This window comes from Mesorhizobium jarvisii (genome assembly GCF_003601985.1).
Lineage (GTDB): Bacteria > Pseudomonadota > Alphaproteobacteria > Rhizobiales > Rhizobiaceae > Mesorhizobium > Mesorhizobium jarvisii.
The window spans coordinates 129,395-146,879 of the sequence record NZ_QZXA01000010.1 but is presented as its reverse complement, the minus strand read 5'-3'; the positions used below and the strand labels follow the sequence as shown (position 1 = coordinate 146,879).

The window sequence follows — 17,485 nt, the reverse complement described above, 5'->3', positions numbered from 1 at the left end:
GGCCTCAATCCTTACAGCTGGCAATCAGGTCGCCGAAAAACTCGGTCCTGTCTGCATCGGCGATCATGGTTTCGTGGGTGGCGTGCAGAATGGTGCCGTCCGCGCCCTTGGCGGCCGGCATGGCGTCCCATATCGAAAGCTGCTTACGGGCTTCCAGATCGAACAGCCCGCCTTCTGGCGGCGCGGCATCGCCGCCGCGCAAAGGCTTGTTGCCCTGCGCATCAAGCTTTTCCTTGGTGGAAACGGGCTTCACGCCCTCGATCAGGGTTTGTTCGCCGGCGGCGGTTTTCTCGCTTGGCCGCCGCGCCTCGGTCAGCGCCAGCGCCGCCAGCTCGCCGGCTTCCGGCGTGGCCGGCTCCGGCGTTTCGCCTGGGCCTCTTAAGCCGCTTTCGCCTTCATCGCCGCCAACACGCGATAGCCCGCCGCCTGGCGCTTCAGTTCGGCCTGGTCCTCCGGCTGCGCCGTCTGCGCGCGCTTCTCCAACAGCTCGGCCAGTTTCAGGGCCTGCTCGGGTGTCTTCGAAGAATGGGATGTCTTGGACATCGGGCGCTTCCTCTCCGCGCTCGGCGAGCGCATCGGCATAATTCCTATAGTCTTCATCAAGCGCGCGCTCAAGCGCGTCGACGGGGCTAGTCTCATCGTCCACAAGCTCGGCCGCGCGCACAAGCACGCTGTCGTCAAGCCGATGCTCGATGCCGAGGGATGACGCGGCGTTGTCCACTTCCTCGACCAGGCGGCGATAGGCGGTCTGCGCGGCACGCTGGCGTTCATAGTCCAGCCAGGCGAATTGACGGCCGCCATCATTGCGCGCCGAAAACACCGGCTCGCCGCCGGCCTCCTGTCGCAATAGCCGCAAGAGATCGTCGGGCGTTGACTTCGCCACCGCCGTTTGGGGGTCGCCATAGAGGTCATCGAAATAGCCGGCCTCGGCCGCCGCCTCGCGCGCTTCGTCCAGCCGCTTTCCGCCCTTGCGCACCAGGGCGCCGCCGCCGGGCACGAATTTGCGCGACAGACCCATGGCCGCCAGCTCGCCGCTTTCATCCTTGATGCCGCCGACCGATCGGCCGGACAGGAATTGCATCAGGCTGACCGGCCGCTTTGGCGCCGGCCCGACCGGTGACTGCTGCGAGACGATGCGGTCGATTGCAGACGCGCGCACATCGTCCGGCGAATCGGCCGCCCGCAGGGCCTGTGCGGCCATGGCAGTGGCTTGCGCCTCGTCCAGCCCTTCCGGTGGCGGGCCGAAGGCGGCGGCGTCCAGCGCGGGCTGCTCGGCCGCCAGATCGGCGGCGCGGACCGTGGCCGGGTCCGGCGTGACGCCAAGCGCCTCGGCGATCGTGGTGAAGTCGCCGGGCTCCGGGTTGCCGTTGGCGGCGCGGCTCAAGACTTCCTCGGGCACGTCGCGGCCAAGCAGCCGCGCCACGGTGCGGCCGCCTTCCAGCAGGCCGCCGAAACCGCCGCCGAACAGCGCCGCAAGGCCGACCTGTTTCAGGCCCGTCGAAAGACTGGCGTCGACGCCGGCCTGCTGCTTGTAATCGTGGCTCGCCACCTGCACGCCGGCCTCGATGCCGCCATTGACTGCTGCTTCGCTGAACACGCTTTCCAAGAGCCGCCAGCCGAACGACCGCGCCGGCGAGGAGATGCCGCCGCCAAGGCCGAGCGCCGCAATCTGCATGGGATCGCGCAACGCGCCGACGATGCCGCCGCCCAGCGACGCGACCAGCTTCCGGCCAGTGCCAAGCCCGGCGGCTTCGGCTTGCGTTTCGGTGGCGGCCGCTGCCTTCTCGGCGCCGCGCGTGATCGCATAGGCGTCTTGCGCGATCGGCCGATCGGGCGCGATGATCCCGGCGAATTCCGGCTTGGAGCGCGCCAGCGCTGCCGCCTGGCTCTGCCAGTCGGCCTCACGCTTCTGCATCACCTTCCACGGATCGCCGCCGGCGTCGCCGATGCGGGCGCCTTCCTGCAAATCCTTGTCGGAAAAATCCTTGCGCGGGTTGGAGAGCTGCACCCCCGTGGCGTCGAAAATCGCCTTGTTGCGCCGCTCATAGGCCTCGCCGATCGCCGTGTCCTCGGCGTTCGAGTTGTCGCGATAGTCGGCAAGGTCTTTTGTCGTTTGCCACAGCGCGGCGGCCGCCGCGCGCTGGCCGGCTTCCTTGGCGATCGTGTCGGTATAGCTCGGCGCAAAGGTCGGCTTGTCGCCGAAGGAGGTGCCATAAAGGAACATTAGCGGAAGGCCCCCGGCACGCGCGGTTCAAGCCGGGTTCGCATCGCCACCAGGTCGAGGATGAACGGGCGCCCGTCCTCGGCCATGATCCATTGTGGATCGCTGGTGTTGATGTCGCCGGCGGCGAAAGCAAACCCGCCCTGCACCGCCACCGGCGTGGCGTTGCGGATGGTCGCGGCCGGGCTCTGCGCATAGCGCGGATCGCCGCCGCGCGCGCCACCGTAGATGCCAATGCCGGCCTTGGGCTGATGCGGCAAGGTTTTCAGATCATCGTCGGTGACGGCGTGCAGCAGGTCCTCGAAGCGATCGGCGCGGATATCGGACGGCACCAGCACCTTTTGGCCGGCCGAGAACACGCCGTCGCCAACAGTGGTGAAGCCGCCGAACTGCACGCCGCGATCGTAGACGGCGCCGGCGGCTTCCTGCACCGCCTGGGCGTGGACGCCAACGGCCTCGTCAGATGTCGGGTCAAGGCCTTCCTCGGCAATGCGCTTGCGCGCGATCGAGGCGGCGGCGCGCTCGATGCGGGCCGAATCGTCGCGTGCCAGCTCCAACGCGTTGCCGGTCACATTCTTGAAGCTCTGCTGCGCGGCGTCGGGTTTCAGGCCCTTCAGCGCCTTGCCGTCCGGCTTGCCATAGCCAAGGATCACGTCTTCGGCCGCCCGAGGCGAGCCGCCAAAGGCGATGATGGCGCCGCTTTCGGCAATCATCGGCGCGTCCTTGCCGAACTCGGCCAGCACTTGCGGCGCGGCATTGCCGGCGCCGGCGACGATTGCGCCGGCCATGGCGGCGCCTTGCTCCGGGTCGGCGCGCACCGCCTTGCCGATCGCCACCGCCTCGCCGGCCTTCAGGTAGCGCACAGGAACGCCCAATTCTGTTGCCGCCTGCTCGGCCGACTTCGCCCGCTGCGTCATGATCGCGCTCATGTCCTGCGGCGTGCCGGCATCGGTGAGCGCCGGCGTCTCCGGCACGATGCCTTGCCTTTCGGCGTAACTGACGCTGTCCGTGGTGATGTCCTTGCGCTTCTGCGCGACCATCTTTTCGGCAAAGGCCAGCGTGCGCAGCTGGCTATCGGTCGACTCCTTGCCGTATTGCTTGCGCAGGCCGGCGACATGCTTTTCGGCTTCCGGCAAGGTGAAATCGCGGATAGCGCGGCCGGCGGAGATCTTCGCCAGCGTTTCCTGCAGCACGGCCTTGCCGCCCGGCACGCTGCCGGCGTCGAGCATGTACGCCGACAGTTCGCCGGGGTTTACGTCGGCGCCGTCCTGCAGCCGCAAAGCCATCTTGTCGCCGCGCTCGCGATAGTCGTTTTCGCCACGCTTGGCCTCGGCGCGCTTGCTGCGTTCCAGCTTCTGCAGGCCGTTGTCTAGCGTGGAGAACCCTTCGCCGTCCAGCCCGGCAATGCCTCCATCGGCCATGTCTTTCTGCATTTCCTCGCGCATCGCCTTGACGCCATCGGCGTCCAGCGCATCGGCCTGCTTGCCGTAGTACGCAAGCGCTGCGTTGCGGCGGCTTTCCAGCTTCGCCTTGGCGGCGTCGTCGGGGTACATGATGCCCCTGCGCACGGCGGCGTCATAATGCTGATCTATTGCCGTTTGTGCGCTGGCGATGGCGTCGCCGGCGGCCGGGCTGTGCGGATCGAAGGCGGCCAGCTGCTTGGCCTGGTCGGTCTCGAGCTGGTTGGTCTGGTCGACGAAATCGGCGCGCTGCTGTAGCTCGACCTTTTTGGCGAGGTTTTCGCGCGCCTGGCCGAGATAGGAGCCGGCCAGCCGGTCGAAGCCGACCGAATAATCGGCCTCGATCTCGGGAAAGATATGATCCTTCTGCAGCTGGCCCTTGAGGTCGCCCAGGGCCTTTTGCAGCTGCACCGGATCGTCGCGGTACTTTTCATAGACCTGTTGCGTGGTCGAGCGCATTTCGGCGTCGACCTGCTGCAGATACACCTTGGTGCCGGCCTCATCGAAGGCGCGGCCGCGAATGGTGTCTGTGCCGGTCGGGCGGAAGGTGCCACCGCTTGTCGTCAGCTTCGGCGCGACTGTCGCGGGAGCATTGGCCGCCGGCGCATCGCCGGTCGGGATCGAGGCGGTTGCATCACCTCCGGCCGCAGCAGCGGCCACCGGGGCGCCATAGATCGAGCGCGCCGCCGCCAGGCGGTGTTTCCAGCCAAGCGCGGCCGTGGGGTTCTGCGGTGTCCAACCTTGCGGCCGTTCAAAGCCGACAGCGGCGGCGGTTGCTTCCTCGACGGTGCGAGCGGCGGCGAGGCGCCGGCCGACGCCGGCTTCCGACGTGTTCAGTTCGTGCATGGCGAAATCGAGCTGCGTCTCGAAGTCGTTGACCGGCTTGCCCTGCTTGGCCGCAAAAGCGCGCAACGCCTTGGCGCGGCGGCCGTTCCATTGGCCAATACCGATCGAGTGCGAGCCATCGGCACCGTCATTGCGGTTTATGGCGTTGACGTTGAAATTGCTCTCGGCGGCGAACTGGCCGATCAGGCCCGACGCGAATTCGTTGGAAACCTTGTATTTGTTGATCAGGTAGCTTTTGCCGCGCAGGGCAAGCTCGCTGCGCGACCCGCCAGGCGCGCTGGCGCCGGTCTCCCCGACCGACACGTCGCCGCCGGAATATTCGGCTTGCGGCGCACCGGCCAAGGCCGCCTGCTCGCCGGCAAGCGCGCCTTGCCGCTGCGCCTGCCGATCGGCGATCTGGCCTGCCTGGGTGGCGAGCCGGAACAGGCCTTCGGAGGCGCGCTGCAGCAGCTCGCCGCCGGGGCGCGCGACAGGCAACAGGCCATCGGCCAGAACGGGTTCGGTCTTGAACTGACGATAGGTGACCGGTTCGAGGGGCCGCGTTACCATTTAGCCACGCTCCTTGAACGACAGCACATTGTCGAGGCCGCCGGACAGGGCGTTGAAAATGCCCATGCGGCGGGCGTTCTTGGCGGCCGCGCGGTAGCTCGCGGCACGCTCGGCGAGGCGCGACACGCGCGACTGTTCCGTGCCGGTCGCCGTATTCAGCGCAAGGTCGGCCTCGCGGTATGCATCGGCTCGCGCCGCTTTAGCGGTGCCGAAGGAAAGGTCGACGCCAGATGCGGCATAGGCCACGTCCTCCGAGCCCAGCGCCTGCGCCATCTGCTTGCGGATCGACGTGCGCCGGTTGATGCCCTGCAGGCTTTCGCTCGCCTGCTCGCCTTCGGCATCAGACGCCGCCAGCTCGTTTTGCGTCGCCTCGGCATTGCCGGCGCCGATCGCCGAGACCACGCCCAGCACGGTGGCCGTTCCCTGCAGGATCGAGGCCAGCGAAATGCCGGACCCGGCGGCCGCCGCGCCCGCGCCGGCGGCACCCGCACCAGCGGCGGCGGTGCCGGCGGCGGCGCCGCCTCCGAACAGGCCGGCAAGTGGAGCAAGAAGAAGCTGAACCATCAGAGTTTGGTCCCCATTGCGATGTCGCGCACCCGAAGTTCGCCTGGGCGCTTTTGTGTGATGACGGCCGTGGTGCCTTCCATCATGCCCAGCAGCACGTCCCCGCCGACCGTCAGCAGCTTGGTTTTCAGCGGCATCGGCGCGTCGACCAGATCGGTCGTTTCGTGCAGGATGATGTCTTGCGGCGGCTCGCCATTGGCGCCGACCGCGATACTGTCGGTGTCGGCGATGTTGATGTGCAGCGTGTGGATGCGGCCCGGGCGCAGGATCACGTCATCATTGCCGACCACCAGCACTTGCGGCATCGATTCCCAGCGCGGCGCAATCCACCGGCCGACAAGGGCGGAAGCATAGGCGTCGCCCAGCGAGATCGAGCCGCCAACGCAGGTGAACGGCCCCAGCACATAGCCATCGGCATTGGCCCACAGCTCGGCGCCGTCCTCATAGTCCAGTCCGGTGATGACGCCGCCGAGGTCCGGCACCGCGGTGACCGCATCCTGCAGGTAAGTCGAGGTGTCGTAGATCTCGATCGAGTTGCCGCCGGCGCGCTCGTTCGCCAGCCACAGCCGGTTCTTGCCGTCGACGCCGATTTCGCGCACCAGGCCGCCGGAGGCGCACAGCCATTCGCAATAGCCGTTGATGTCCTGATTGCGGATCATCTGGCAGGCGATCAACCGGCCATCCGTACGCATGAGCCAGCCTTTCGAAGCATCAAGGTCGGTCGCCGGCTTTTGGGACGCGCTGCGGATGAGATTGTCCGCCAGATGCGAGGCCAGCAGCGACACCGGGTCGGCGTTGTAATTCGTCGTCGCCGAGGTCACCGCTTCGGTGATACGCAGCACCTGCTTGCCGCCGTTGGCAGCGAAAGCCAGGCCCTGCGGGTTGATGGCGACATAGTAGACCTCGCCTTCCAGCGTGAACGGCTTGCAATTGGGCTGGGCGCCGATCTCGCTGGCCGGCACGAAGTTCAACGGCGTGTTGCGCTCGATGGTGCGGTTTGGCACGAAGTACATGGCGCGATCGGTGAAGGTGAAGAGATAGCTCGACTCCTTGACGTGCACGATGGTTTCGGAGGTCTGCGAGCGCAGCTTGTCGAGGCGCGCTGTGGCGTCCGTTTTGCCCTCGATGTTGAGGTCGAAATATTCGGCAACCCGGCTCATGGCCATTGCGCCGGTCACCGCCGGAATGCGGTAGTAATCCAGCCGGTCCTGCACCAGCTCGGCGCCGCCGGGCCAGCCCCTCGCGGTCGAGAACACGGCTTCGGTTTCCGTTTTGCCGATCTGGGTATGATAGGGCAGCACGGACGCATCGCTGGTGTTGGCGATGATGGCGGAAAACTCATACTCCTCGCCGGAAAGGTCGCCGCCAAATGTGACAATGAAATTCTGGAAGCCGGGAAACCCCGAACCGACAGTGACCGTTAGCCCGCTCGACATGGTCGGCAGGGCTCGCAGCGCCGTCTGCACCCGTGTGGCGAACAGCGGCCAGTCGGGCGTGTCGGGGTCGATATCGGCCGGCGCGCCGTCGCCGGTGCGCGGCACGAACACCGCCGGTGTCGTTTCGCCATTCACCGTGCAACTGAGGCTGACGTAATTGACGCCCGCAATATAGCGAATGGAGAAATCCCATTTGTCGTCGGTCTTGGCGTAGACGCCACCAAGGTCGGCCGAAGGCACCGGATCATAGGGCCAGAGATCCTGCCGCCAGTCCTGCAGCTGGCCTGCTGTGGCAAGAAACAGCCGGACGGTTTCCAGCTGGGCGTGGAAAATGCCGATCGTGCTGCCTTCGGAATAGAAGCCGAGATCGGGCAACATGTCCGGTGTGACGGTCGCCAGGCGCGCCGAGCCCTTGAAGCCGGCTTCAGTGAAGAAATCGGCGATGCCGGCTGTAACATAACACGACAGCGCGTCGCCCTGATCGGTTGCTAGCGCGACATAGCGTGGCCGCAGCGCCGTGCCGCTTTCGAAAAAGGCGCTGACGGTCAGGCCGGAAACAGTCGTGCCGCCGGTCGAGAAGGTGGCGACGATGCGCAGCGACGTGGCGGCCTTCTGCTGGCCGGGCGCGTAGGCGGCCAGCCGCGTCACAGGTGTGCCGGTCTTCACCGCGAACGGTCCGCCGACCGCGACCCAACCGCCCCCGACAAACGCTTCAATGGTGAAGGTCGCCGTTCCGGCCGAGATTGCGAGGGTCGACGCCAGCACGGCGGCGACGGTGCCGGCAACGGTGCCGGTCCAGATGATTTGCGTGCCGGTGAACGGGCCAGCTGCCGGCGTCGGGCTTGTGATGGCGCGCACAGACAAGGGCTTGCGCCATTTGCCGACACGGCGCGACCCGCCCATGCGGCGGAAACCGGATTGCGGCACTGGCTCGACGCCCTTGAAGGCAAGGCCGGCCGAATAATACTGCTTGATGTCGATGCGGCCTTTCGCCTCCGGCGTGAATTCGCCGGCATTGCAGGAGCGCGTCGGGGACGAAGGGCGCGCGACCATCTACCAGCGCCCATACCACTCGCCGCTGGTGCGGCCGCCGTCGAGCGCGTTCGACACCGCCGGCGAGCTGACAGGCGCCGCCGCCCTATCCTGCGCAATCATGCGCCCGAACATGCCGCCGGCGCCGCCGGTCGACGGCGAGCCAATCGCCTTGGCTTCCTTGTCGGCCGCCAGTTCGGCGTCCTGCAGCAGCGGGATGGCGAGATAGGAGGCCAGCAGCGTGGCGAAGGCGTCGCAAAATTGCGGCTCCCAAGCGGCCGGTTCGACCATGACCTTGCAGCGCGCATAGACGGTCTCTTCGTCGCAGAAGACGGTCTTGCCCTCGACGGTGAAGTCGCGGATCGGCGTTTCGTTGCGCGGATCGGAAAGGTACTTCAGCACCGGCCCAAGCCGGTTGCCCGGCAGGTCGAAGCCGTAGCGATAGCCGGTCACCGGCGTTGCGACCTGCCGGTCGAGCCGAAAAGTCTGCCGGCAGAATGTCCAGTCATGCAGGCCGAACGACCGCGCCAGCGCGCGCGGCCAGAAGATGTTGACGAAACCGCCGAGCGACGTTTGATCGTCATCCGAGAATTTGGGCGCCAGCCCGAGTTCGACCAGCGCCCAATTCACGATCATCACCTTGGTAATCTCGGCCTCGGCCATGACTGTCCCTCTGCCGGCAAGCCGGCGTTACGCGCCCGAAGCGTCGGTGTTGATGGCGACAGTCACGTTTCCCGATGCCGGCACGGCCGTGACGATCAGCGACACGCGATCGCCGACGCCGTCAGCGACGCAAAGGGCGTCGATCACGCTGTTGACCTTCAGCTTGGCGCGGGCGCCGTTGAAGTAGCCGGCGGCGATGACGGTCGCGACCGCATCGGCGGTGGCGTAGCTGAAGAAATCCACCGTCTTCGAGGCAACGCCGCCGGTGTTGGCGCCGTATGGAACCGAGTTGTACAGCGCGAGTGAACGAGGTTCGAAACCAGCCATTGGAAATGCTCCTGTGATAGCGTTGAAGTTGGATACCCCGCCGGCTGGATTGCCGGCGGGAAATGGACGCGCTCCTAGGCCGGACGCGCCGGCTTGGTGATTTTGAGGAAGTCGAGACGCTTCACGGCAAGACCCTGGATACCGATCGCGGCACCGCCGAGCCCGGTCTTGACGAGGTACGGCGAGCCCTGCAGCAGCGGCTGCTTTGTGATGTCAGGGGTTTCCTGATTCCACGGGGTTTCGGCGCCCATCGCGTTCTTCGCCCACATGTAGGCGTAGAGTGAGGTGCCGTCCTTGCCGGTGAAATACTCGTCGGGCAGCTCGATATAGTTCACTCCCGAATAGGTGCGGGTCTTCATGCGCTGTTGTTTGGAGAACGGTGCATCATCAAGCCCGACCCAATGAGAGTCAGCAAATTCCTTGTAGAACTTGAGCTGGCTGAACCACATTGCCGGAAGGCCGCAATACACCTCGTCATCGACGGCGGCCCCGGCCATTTCGGCGCGGGCCTGTTCGAGGTCGAGGATGTCGATACGCGTAGTGCCGTCGCCGATCGTCTTGGTACCGTTGCCGCCGGCGGCAACGAAGGCAGCCAGTGCGTCCAGCTTGATGGTGTCGCGCTTGCGACGAACTGCGTTGACAAGGATCGTCGCCAAGGCGGCCTGCTCATTCGGTCCGGCCTTGTAGGCGTCCTGAGTGCGCCAGAAATCCGACGCTTCGAAATCGTCGAAGGTCATCTGGACAGTCGAGAGACCGGGGCCGCCGGCGGGCACGCGTTCGATGGCGCCGGTCAGCTTGTAGACTTCGGTGCGGCCGATGATCGGGAACTTGACCGTGTTGGCCACCACGTCGCCCGACATCATGGTGTTGTCGAGCATTCCGCCGTGCGCCTGGTAGGAGACGGTGACCTGGTCCTTGATCTTTTCGGTAAACCAGGCTGCGATATTCTGTGACATGGGAAGACCCCTTCTAAGGTTGCTGTTTGAAGCAGCCGTGGGGCCGATAGAGCCGGTTCTTTCGGGGTCCGGTGAAGGATAGCCCGATGCCGCCGGGTCGCTCCCTTGGTTGCGCCGGCCGAGAATGACCCGGCCGGCGCGGCGTCAATTGCGAGCCGGTCAGACGCCGACGACGCGCTGATACTTGGCGTTCAGCTCTTCCCATTTGGCGCGGTCGAACTTGGGATGCTGTGGGTTCATTTCGGGCGCGGCCAGCTCGGCGCGGAGGGAAGCGCGCGCGTCCTGGCCCGCCGGCGTCGTGCCGCTGCCGCCGAATGGCTGGGCCTTGTCGGCGCCGGTCATCTGGCCTCGCACGAATTCGAGGAACTGATTGCCGTGGGCAGTGTCCATCAGCATCAGCAGGGCGTTTTCGCCAACCTTGGGGTCAAGCTTCGACTTGCCGTCGGCGCCGGGCTTCATCAGCAGCTTGATGAAGTCTTCGTTTTCGGTAAGCCGGGCTTCGATCGCCTTGTCCTGCTCGGCCTTTGGCACGCTCTTGGCGCTTTCCGGCAGCAGTGCGGCGCGTTCCTTGGCCGGGTCGATGGCCGCTTCCAGAATGCCGGCCTCGGCCGCTTGGGCATAAAGCGCGCTGGTCAGTTTGTGCAGCACCGCCGGCGGCACCTTTTCTTCCATCGCCACCTTGGCGACGGCGCCGAACAGAGGATCCTTAGCCAATTCCTGCAGATGCGGCCGGATGGCTTCCGGCGCCTTGTCGATCTCGAAAGCGTTGTAGGCCTCGACCTTGTCTGGCACCGCCGAATCGCGCTTGCGGTAGCCGTCGAGCGCGCTGGCCATCTTGTCCATGGTCTCGCGGTCATCCTTGCCGAACATCGTATCCGGCAGGCCTTGCGGCCGGTAAGGCTGGCCAGCGGCTGCGGCTGCTGCGGCGGCGGCCGCGTCGTTGGAGCCACCTGCGGGCGCGGCCGCCGCCGCTCCGCCGGCACCGCCGGCGGGTTCTGTTGCGCCACCAGCCCCACCGCCGCCTGCGCCGCCGCCCTCGGCTTCGCGAACGGGCAAATATTTCTCAAGAAGATGCTTCATGGGTTTGGCTCCTTTGCTGCGTCCACAGTTGTTCGCCCTCGGCGATGGCGCGCAGCAACGCATAGCCAACGGCGGTTCGTGCCTCGTGCTTGGCGGCGGCCAGCGCCGCGCCTTCCATGAGATTGCCGACATGCGGGAACGGCGCCCGCACCGTCAGGTCGGCCATCCATTCGATGATGCGCCGGCCTTCCTGGGTGTTGTAGAAATGGAAAAGCACCTGCTTCATGTCGTCGCCGGGGTCGAAATTGTCGGCGGTCTTGCTCGGGAAAAATGCCTGGTTGAGGCCTTCCCATGTCGGCGTGCCGGCAAGCAGCTGGTCGATGGCCATCATCGGCCGGGCAAAAGGAAAGGGTCCGCCGCTCATGCTGCCTGTTGCTCCGGCTGGGTTGCGGCCTGCACCAGCTGGGGCGCGGCCTTGACGGCGGCTTGCGCAGCAACCATGGCCGCCTGGCGCTGGGCATTCTCCTGCTGCGCCGCCGTCTTTTCGTCTTCCGTGGTGACAACGTCGATCGGCACCAGTAGCCCCTGCCGTGTGCGGTCAAGGTAGCGGTCGACCGAAATATACTCGTTGACCCGATCCGGCCCGACCGTCTCGGCCACCAGGCGGTAATAGTTCACCGAGGCCTGCAGCTCGTCCGCCTTCAGCGCCGCCGCCATCGGCGAATTGATGTACATGGACACCAGCAGCTGGTTGAAGCTCATCAGTTGCGGCAGGATTTGCCACTCATTGAGGATTTCCATGACGCGCGGCACGATGACGCCGGTGCCTTCGGTGTTCAGCCGGCCATAGGCGCCGATGTGGACCTTGGCGTTCTGCGCCTGAATCAAGGCCACTTCCGAGGCCGAGGGCGGCGTGCCGCCATCATCGAACAGGCGGGTGTCCAGCAGCGCTTCGCGAATCTGCCGCTGGCCATCGCCGATGATCATTTTCGCCACGTCGATGCGGCCGCCGGCGGGGTCGAGCCGCTGCACATCAGGGCCGAGCAGGCCGCCGGTCGACTGCATCGGCCAGAACTCGCCGGGGCCAAGTCGCACCGTGTCGGGGTTGAACGTGCCGCCGGCCCGGAAACCCCAGATGCCGAGCAGTTGGATGGCCGCCGCCTTCAGCGTCAGTTCCTGCGCCTTGTTCACGGTCTTGATGGTCGGCAGCGCGAACAGCACCGGGCCGCGCCCATAGGCCTCGCCCGGCCAGCGGTAGAAGCGCATGACTGCCACCGGCTGAGTGGCGTACTCTTCCTGCGCGATGAAGCCGCCTTCCGTCTCGAGATAGACGCAGAACCGCCAGCGCATGTTCGGCAGGCGGTAGAAATCCTGATAGACGGTGATTTCCTCGTAAGGTTTTTCCTTTGCGGCCTTCTTGAAATCGGCGCTGAAGACGCCCTTGGGCCATGCCTCGACGATCGCTTCGCGGCCGAGGTTGCAGCGCTTCCACGACACGAAATTGACGCGGCCCCACGCATCCTGCCCGATTGCCACTTCATCCTGCGGAATGCAGGCAAAGCGCACCGGTTCGTTGATCGACGGGCCTTTGAGCGGCAACACCACGCCGGTGCCGAGCGTCAGGTCGGTGCAGGCCTCGTGCATGGCGTCGTCATAGTCGCCGGTTTTCATGAACGGGTAGACGAAGCTCGCCACGCCCTGCAGCTTCTTGTCCCAGGCGACCTTTTCGCTGGCCTTCAGTTGCTGCGCCACGAGCGGGCCGGTTTCGGCGACGAAGGGCGTCGAGGCCGGGAACATCTGGCGCTGGATTTCGCCGGCGCAATGCATGGCCGAGTTTGGCCCGGTCATGTCGAAAATCATCTGCGTCGGGCGCTTCGCTTTGCCCGTTCCGCCCGGCCGCCGGTTCGGCAGCACATAGTCGTAAGCCTCGCAATACATGGCATCCCAGCCGGTGCGGTTCGTCCACACCTGCTTGGAGCGCATGCGCTGCTTGTCGACCGGCGTGCCGGTCCCGGCGGCGACTTCGGCCATTAGCTTAGATTGGCTTTGGAGGCGGCATCGGCGACGAACAGGCGGCGGCCGCGCGGATTGCGCCTGGTTGCGTCAGTGCTGGCATCCTGCTGGCGCAGCTCGGCCAGCTGCCGGTCATTCGCAACCGCCTGGCTGGCCTTCTGTTCTTCGGCCGCTTTGCGCGCCGCCTTGCCGGGATCTAGGATTGCTGACATGTCCGCCCTTCCTCAAGATCCACACGCCGGGCTCGAAATCGCCGTGCGGGTGGAAGCCAACGAGCATCGCCATGCGCTGGCCGGCGGCGTTGAAGCCCCGGATGCGGGTGATGATGAGGTGAGTTTCGGCCATGGCAAAAAGCGTCAATTGCGCGATGCGGACCAGCCGGCCCATGTGGTTGGCGGCCGCCGGCGATATCGACAGCGCCATTTCGATGCGCCGCCAGCCGTGCCGCCCGAAGTACACCACGGCCATGCACTCATCGCCGCGATAGATGCCGACCGTGTCGACATGCTCACGGTTGCGCGCCTGGGCCAGCAGCAGCCGCCTCCCACGCGCACCTGCGCCCGCGAGGGCGAGCGCGGCAACGCGCGGCGCCGGTGAGACGATGCGCCAGGAGTCAGGACTTGAAGACATCGAAATCCGACTTGGCGGTGATGGAGCGGATCGGCACCACGTTCGCCGGCCGGCCGAGCTGGGCGGCGTCTTTCCTAACCTTTGCGCGGCCGCGATAGCCGTAGAGCAAATATTGCCAAGCATCTTGGATGTGGGAATATTCGTTCTTGTCGATCTCGACGCTTTCGGTCTTGGCCTCGCTGGAATGTTTGGTCAGGTGATACTGCGAGACGAAGCCCCGGATCGTGTACTTCAGCGAAGGGCACCACAGCGAGCGTGGCGTGTTGGCATCGAGATCACCGTTTAGGTAGAAATCGACGGCCTCAAAGCGCGACTTGAAGTCGTTCGTTTCTGTCGGATAAATCGGAATGTTCAGCGCCAGCGAAACGGTTTCCATGTGCGCCAGCTCGCCGCGCTGGCGATCGGCACCATCCCACGCCGAAGGATCGCCCCAGGCGCCCCCGCAGGCCATGCCGGCAAAGTCGCGCAACAGAACCTCCATCACCGCTTCGGCGTGGCGGCGCGGCCCGGTGATGATGTCAGGATCGGAAATGATTTCGCGCAGCGCGCGGAACTGGCCGGTTGGCATGAACTGGCCGATTGCGCAGGCCGGCCGGCCGCCGGCGTCGAAGCCCATGAAATACGGAAGGTTGCGCACCGGTTCTAGCTTTGTGTCAGCGCGATGCTTAGTGAGCGCAAAATTGCTGTAGACGACTGTTCCGACTTTCTTCGCCGCATACTCGCCGTGCACGTTTCGGCGTGCATCAGCCGCCTTCGGCCCGCCGAAACTTGTTTCTTCGTCCTCATAGTCTTTTCTGGTTTTGCCGCGGCGGTTCTCGCCCTGCGGCGACAGGCCGGAAGGCTGCGCAAAGAACTTGTAGCCAGGCCATTTTTCCGGCTCTTCGATCTCCCGCTTGTAAGTCCAGTTTGACTCGTCCGGTGGATTGAAGTCCCCCATGATGATGCGCGGCAATCGGATGACCTGATGCCCCGTTTCTTCATCGGTCTCGACGCCGAGGCGATCTGCCTCCCACTCGGCGATTTCGGCGCGCGGCGGAAAGCGCGCTGTTCGACCAAAGAACCGTGCCGGGGCGTCCTCGTGGATCAGGTCGCATTCGTTGATCCAGCCCATGGAAATCTCGTAGCCCTTGAAGAAGCTGTCGAGGTTTTCGTTGCCGATCGCTCCGAACTCCATTTCGAGCCGCACAAGGGTCTTCTTTGGGCCGTCTGGCCATTTTCGCACCACGTCCCATTCAAGGATGTGTTTGACCGGTCGATCCTGCCCGCCCGAATAGGCATCGGCTTGTGGGGCCGTAAACGGGCCGCGCTTGGGAAAGAACTGGTGCCACGACGCCAGCGCCGTCTTGGCCATTTCCCGATAGGTGTCGCGGATCGCAGCGCACCGGACATGCACCACGCCATCCCTACAGACCGGGAAAACCGTTCCGGCGTGCCTCGCGATCTTGAACACGGTCGCGACAGTCTTCCCGCTTCCCCATGGGCCACGGATGAAGTTCATGGGCCCTTCGGATTGGATATAACTCGCAGCCACTGGCCCCGGCGGAATGAACTGGAAGATGTTGAAAAGCGCTTGGCGATCGTAATCTTTTTGCGACTGACCCATGACCCTCGACCCTTCTGCGGCGCGCGTCCCGCGTGCCCGCGTCCCGATTCAACGCAGCGAATTTATTTCCGCCGCCAGCGAGTCCAGTGCGAGCCGCCGAAATAGGCGGTGTGTGTGAGGCGCAGCCCCCGTGGGCGGTGGGGGGTGGGGTCCGTTTTTGAAATTCGACCGCGCCGGTTCTGGCCAGGCAAGGCAGGGGGGCGGGGTCGAGGCGATACACCAGGCGGCGCGCCGCTCACGTGCACGTGCACGAGAACTGCCCCGACGATTCCGGTTTTCAATATCGCAACTGATTTGCAATCAGTCGCTTGACCCCGGATTGTCGTTATCTTTGAACGCGTTAGCATTCTCGTGCGACTGGCCCTCGCTTAGTCGCACGGCAGCACCATTGATTTCATTGGGTTTTTCGTCCGGCATCACGCCAGCCGACATGAACCCGCCATCGCCGTTGATCTGCGTCACGTTCATTTCGCCGATCACCATCAGCGGCCGCAAGTCGCCGGTCGGCAGCTCGATCTGTTGCGGCTTCTTCGCGTGGTGGTACGGCATCAGGTCGGCCGCCGCGCCTCGGATGATGCCGAGGACCGCGATCTTTTGTTTCGCGCCGGCGGCGCCGACCATCTTGCACAGCGCGCCGAAGTCGGCCGACTGGATCATGGATAGCGTCACCATCGGGTCGCGGTGGCCGCGCGCCTGCAGGTAGCGGATTAGGTCGCCGTTCTTGCGGTTGGCGGCACCCATCGGCCTCCCCCGCGCCCGCGCTGGCGCAGCAACGATTTCCGCCGCCAGCGCCAGAACGTCTTCGCCCTCGCCATCTGGCAAGCCGGCCAAGAGGTCGAGCGGATCGGCGCCCGGCAGCTCGGCCGGCGGCGCATTGTCGCCGCCTGGGCGCGGTGTGTGGGCGTCGCGATGCCCCTGATTTGCGTCATCCGCCATGAAAAGCGCTCCAAGGCCAATTTTTTATTCCGGTTCCCGATCGAGGCGCCGGGTAACCGTTCGGGAACCGGCTTTTCGATAGATAATTCAAATGGATATACCCCTGCGGTTACCGGTTACGTGGTTACCTCATACAGCGCATGCGCGCGCGCGTGTGATGCGAGGTTGCATTAGCCGGGGAACCGGTAACCGAAACAGTCATGTTATTGATTTCCTTGGCTTTTCTCGGTTACCCATGCGGTAACTTTGGGGCAACCCGGTAACCGCTCCCGAACCCGTCAGCGGCTCAATCAGCCTCGCCGAAACCGCCTATCGTCAATTGCAAGCCATGGTTTGGCGCGGCGGAACTCGTCTGAAACCGGACTGGGCGGGGGCGCAGGGCGTCAAATGGGGCGCGGGAAAACGATGACAGAATGTCACGAAATGACCCGGCGAAACGGGCGCGGGATCGGCTCAAATCGCCCAAAAATCGCGAATAAATCCATCCCGTGGCGGCGGGTATAGGGAAAGCGGCGCAGCCCTGCCGGGCTGCTGGTTGTTTCGGCGTGACGCATTGCGGCCGGCACGCGCACCAGGGTGGCGCTCGATGGCAACGCCGGCGCCGGGTGCGCTCACAGCCTCACCTATCAGCCTTGGCGCGCTGCAAGGCGCGCTGGTCGCGCGCCTCCTCCGTGGGCTTGTTAAAGATTTGCGCGAAATCAAAGCCGGCAGGGACGATAGGCGCATCATTTTCTAATGTGGCAGACCATACTCAATGCCCCCTACTTTCGGAGCCTGGAACTGGCCGTTCTGGACGAAGACGGCATGCATACGCTGGTATTTCCGTGCAGACGCGCCGTCGACGGGTGGAAAGACGCAATAACCGGCCATTTAGTGGATGTGGAGCCTACTCATTGGCGATATTGGGGCGAACAGGATGAGGAAGCCTAAGCACCTGATCGCTAGGCCGAACCGCCCCCAAACCAGCGGATGAACTCGACTTCCTTCCCGGTGACTTCCCGCACGGTCTTCAACAACACCTCATGCAGGACACGCGTTGACCGGTAGTGGTCGCAATGCGGTGATATGAACGGTTTCACGATGCTCTTGTGTAGCGCTTCCGCTGCCGCCAGGAAGCACTCGATTTCAGCCTGCGATAACTGCTTGGAGGGTTTGGTTCTGGCCATTTGGCGACTCCGTTTGAGGGGTTCGCCGCAACGAGGAGGATTATATTCCTCGTCTCGATCTTG

Annotated in this window: 15 protein-coding genes; 1 reads left to right on the top strand and 14 read right to left on the bottom strand. The window is 64.9% G+C overall.

All coding sequences use genetic code 11. The features are described from left to right. Positions 1-4: 4 nt before the first annotated feature. From D3242_RS24800 to D3242_RS24745, 11 genes are all read right to left on the bottom strand, one after another. Complete coding sequence (locus D3242_RS24800) at positions 5-2,224, bottom strand: hypothetical protein (protein ID WP_064985550.1); 2,220 nt, start codon at positions 2,222-2,224, stop codon at positions 5-7. Then, complete coding sequence (locus D3242_RS24795) at positions 2,224-5,076, bottom strand: phage tail tip lysozyme (RefSeq protein ID WP_064985552.1); 2,853 nt, start codon at positions 5,074-5,076, stop codon at positions 2,224-2,226. The genes D3242_RS24800 and D3242_RS24795 overlap by 1 nt, the downstream gene beginning before the upstream one ends. Then, a complete protein-coding gene (locus tag D3242_RS24790; RefSeq protein WP_064985555.1) occupies positions 5,077-5,640 on the bottom strand; it encodes a hypothetical protein in 564 nt (187 codons plus the stop codon). It abuts the gene before it with no gap. Beyond that, positions 5,640-8,129 carry a phage tail protein gene (locus tag D3242_RS24780; RefSeq protein ID WP_064985557.1) on the bottom strand — a complete coding sequence of 830 codons (2,490 nt, stop codon included), beginning with the start codon at positions 8,127-8,129 and terminating at the stop codon, positions 5,640-5,642. Before D3242_RS24780 ends, D3242_RS24790 begins: the two co-directional genes overlap by 1 nt. Further along, a complete protein-coding gene (locus D3242_RS24775) occupies positions 8,130-8,771 on the bottom strand; it encodes a phage connector family protein (protein WP_064985558.1) in 642 nt (213 codons plus the stop codon). A gap of 27 nt (positions 8,772-8,798) precedes the next feature. After that, complete coding sequence (locus D3242_RS24770; protein WP_081296198.1) at positions 8,799-9,098, bottom strand: hypothetical protein; 300 nt, start codon at positions 9,096-9,098, stop codon at positions 8,799-8,801. Between the two features lie 74 nt (positions 9,099-9,172). Next, positions 9,173-10,054: a phage capsid protein gene (locus D3242_RS24765; protein ID WP_064985560.1), complete on the bottom strand. Its 882-nt coding sequence runs from the start codon at positions 10,052-10,054 to the stop codon at positions 9,173-9,175. 159 nt (positions 10,055-10,213) lie between these two features. Then, positions 10,214-11,134 carry a hypothetical protein gene (locus D3242_RS24760; protein WP_064985562.1) on the bottom strand — a complete coding sequence of 307 codons (921 nt, stop codon included), beginning with the start codon at positions 11,132-11,134 and terminating at the stop codon, positions 10,214-10,216. Next, positions 11,118-11,498: a hypothetical protein gene (locus tag D3242_RS24755; protein WP_147377486.1), complete on the bottom strand. Its 381-nt coding sequence runs from the start codon at positions 11,496-11,498 to the stop codon at positions 11,118-11,120. The genes D3242_RS24760 and D3242_RS24755 overlap by 17 nt, the downstream gene beginning before the upstream one ends. Then, on the bottom strand, positions 11,495-13,105 hold the full coding sequence (locus D3242_RS24750) for a portal protein (RefSeq protein ID WP_064985565.1): 1,611 nt from the start codon (positions 13,103-13,105) through the stop codon (positions 11,495-11,497). The genes D3242_RS24755 and D3242_RS24750 overlap by 4 nt, the downstream gene beginning before the upstream one ends. Further along, positions 13,105-13,299 (bottom strand): hypothetical protein, encoded by a 195-nt coding sequence (locus tag D3242_RS24745; RefSeq protein WP_064985567.1) that lies wholly within the window; start codon positions 13,297-13,299, stop codon positions 13,105-13,107. The genes D3242_RS24750 and D3242_RS24745 overlap by 1 nt, the downstream gene beginning before the upstream one ends. On the opposite strand from D3242_RS24745, the gene D3242_RS24740 reads away from it, so the two are divergent. Next, entirely contained in the window at positions 13,298-13,684 is a 387-nt protein-coding gene (locus D3242_RS24740) for a hypothetical protein (RefSeq protein ID WP_064985568.1), read from the top strand. The two genes, D3242_RS24745 and D3242_RS24740, sit on opposite strands and share 2 nt — an antisense overlap. 16 nt (positions 13,685-13,700) lie before the next feature. Here the strand turns inward: D3242_RS24740 and D3242_RS24735 are convergent, their stop codons facing one another. From D3242_RS24735 to D3242_RS24720, 3 genes are all read right to left on the bottom strand, one after another. Continuing rightward, the gene (locus D3242_RS24735) at positions 13,701-15,320 is read right to left on the bottom strand and encodes a hypothetical protein (protein WP_147377485.1); all 1,620 of its coding nucleotides are present in this window, start codon (positions 15,318-15,320) and stop codon (positions 13,701-13,703) included. 300 nt (positions 15,321-15,620) lie between these two features. After that, positions 15,621-16,256, bottom strand: coding sequence for a hypothetical protein (locus D3242_RS24730; RefSeq protein WP_064985572.1), 636 nt, complete (start codon positions 16,254-16,256; stop codon positions 15,621-15,623). A gap of 941 nt (positions 16,257-17,197) precedes the next feature. Then, on the bottom strand, positions 17,198-17,422 hold the full coding sequence (locus tag D3242_RS24720; protein ID WP_064985575.1) for a hypothetical protein: 225 nt from the start codon (positions 17,420-17,422) through the stop codon (positions 17,198-17,200). Positions 17,423-17,485: the final 63 nt, after the last annotated feature.

Coding starts and splice junctions, on each gene's coding strand:
- D3242_RS24800 (WP_064985550.1), bottom strand. CDS start 2,224: ATGTTCCTTTATGGCACCTCCTTCGGCGACAAGCCGACCTTTGCGCCG.
- D3242_RS24795 (WP_064985552.1), bottom strand. CDS start 5,076: ATGGTAACGCGGCCCCTCGAACCGGTCACCTATCGTCAGTTCAAGACC.
- D3242_RS24790 (WP_064985555.1), bottom strand. CDS start 5,640: ATGGTTCAGCTTCTTCTTGCTCCACTTGCCGGCCTGTTCGGAGGCGGC.
- D3242_RS24780 (WP_064985557.1), bottom strand. CDS start 8,129: ATGGTCGCGCGCCCTTCGTCCCCGACGCGCTCCTGCAATGCCGGCGAA.
- D3242_RS24775 (WP_064985558.1), bottom strand. CDS start 8,771: ATGGCCGAGGCCGAGATTACCAAGGTGATGATCGTGAATTGGGCGCTG.
- D3242_RS24770 (WP_081296198.1), bottom strand. CDS start 9,098: ATGGCTGGTTTCGAACCTCGTTCACTCGCGCTGTACAACTCGGTTCCA.
- D3242_RS24765 (WP_064985560.1), bottom strand. CDS start 10,054: ATGTCACAGAATATCGCAGCCTGGTTTACCGAAAAGATCAAGGACCAG.
- D3242_RS24760 (WP_064985562.1), bottom strand. CDS start 11,134: ATGAAGCATCTTCTTGAGAAATATTTGCCCGTTCGCGAAGCCGAGGGC.
- D3242_RS24755 (WP_147377486.1), bottom strand. CDS start 11,498: ATGAGCGGCGGACCCTTTCCTTTTGCCCGGCCGATGATGGCCATCGAC.
- D3242_RS24750 (WP_064985565.1), bottom strand. CDS start 13,105: ATGGCCGAAGTCGCCGCCGGGACCGGCACGCCGGTCGACAAGCAGCGC.
- D3242_RS24740 (WP_064985568.1), top strand. CDS start 13,298: ATGTCCGCCCTTCCTCAAGATCCACACGCCGGGCTCGAAATCGCCGTG.
- D3242_RS24745 (WP_064985567.1), bottom strand. CDS start 13,299: ATGTCAGCAATCCTAGATCCCGGCAAGGCGGCGCGCAAAGCGGCCGAA.
- D3242_RS24735 (WP_147377485.1), bottom strand. CDS start 15,320: ATGGGTCAGTCGCAAAAAGATTACGATCGCCAAGCGCTTTTCAACATC.
- D3242_RS24730 (WP_064985572.1), bottom strand. CDS start 16,256: ATGGCGGATGACGCAAATCAGGGGCATCGCGACGCCCACACACCGCGC.
- D3242_RS24720 (WP_064985575.1), bottom strand. CDS start 17,422: ATGGCCAGAACCAAACCCTCCAAGCAGTTATCGCAGGCTGAAATCGAG.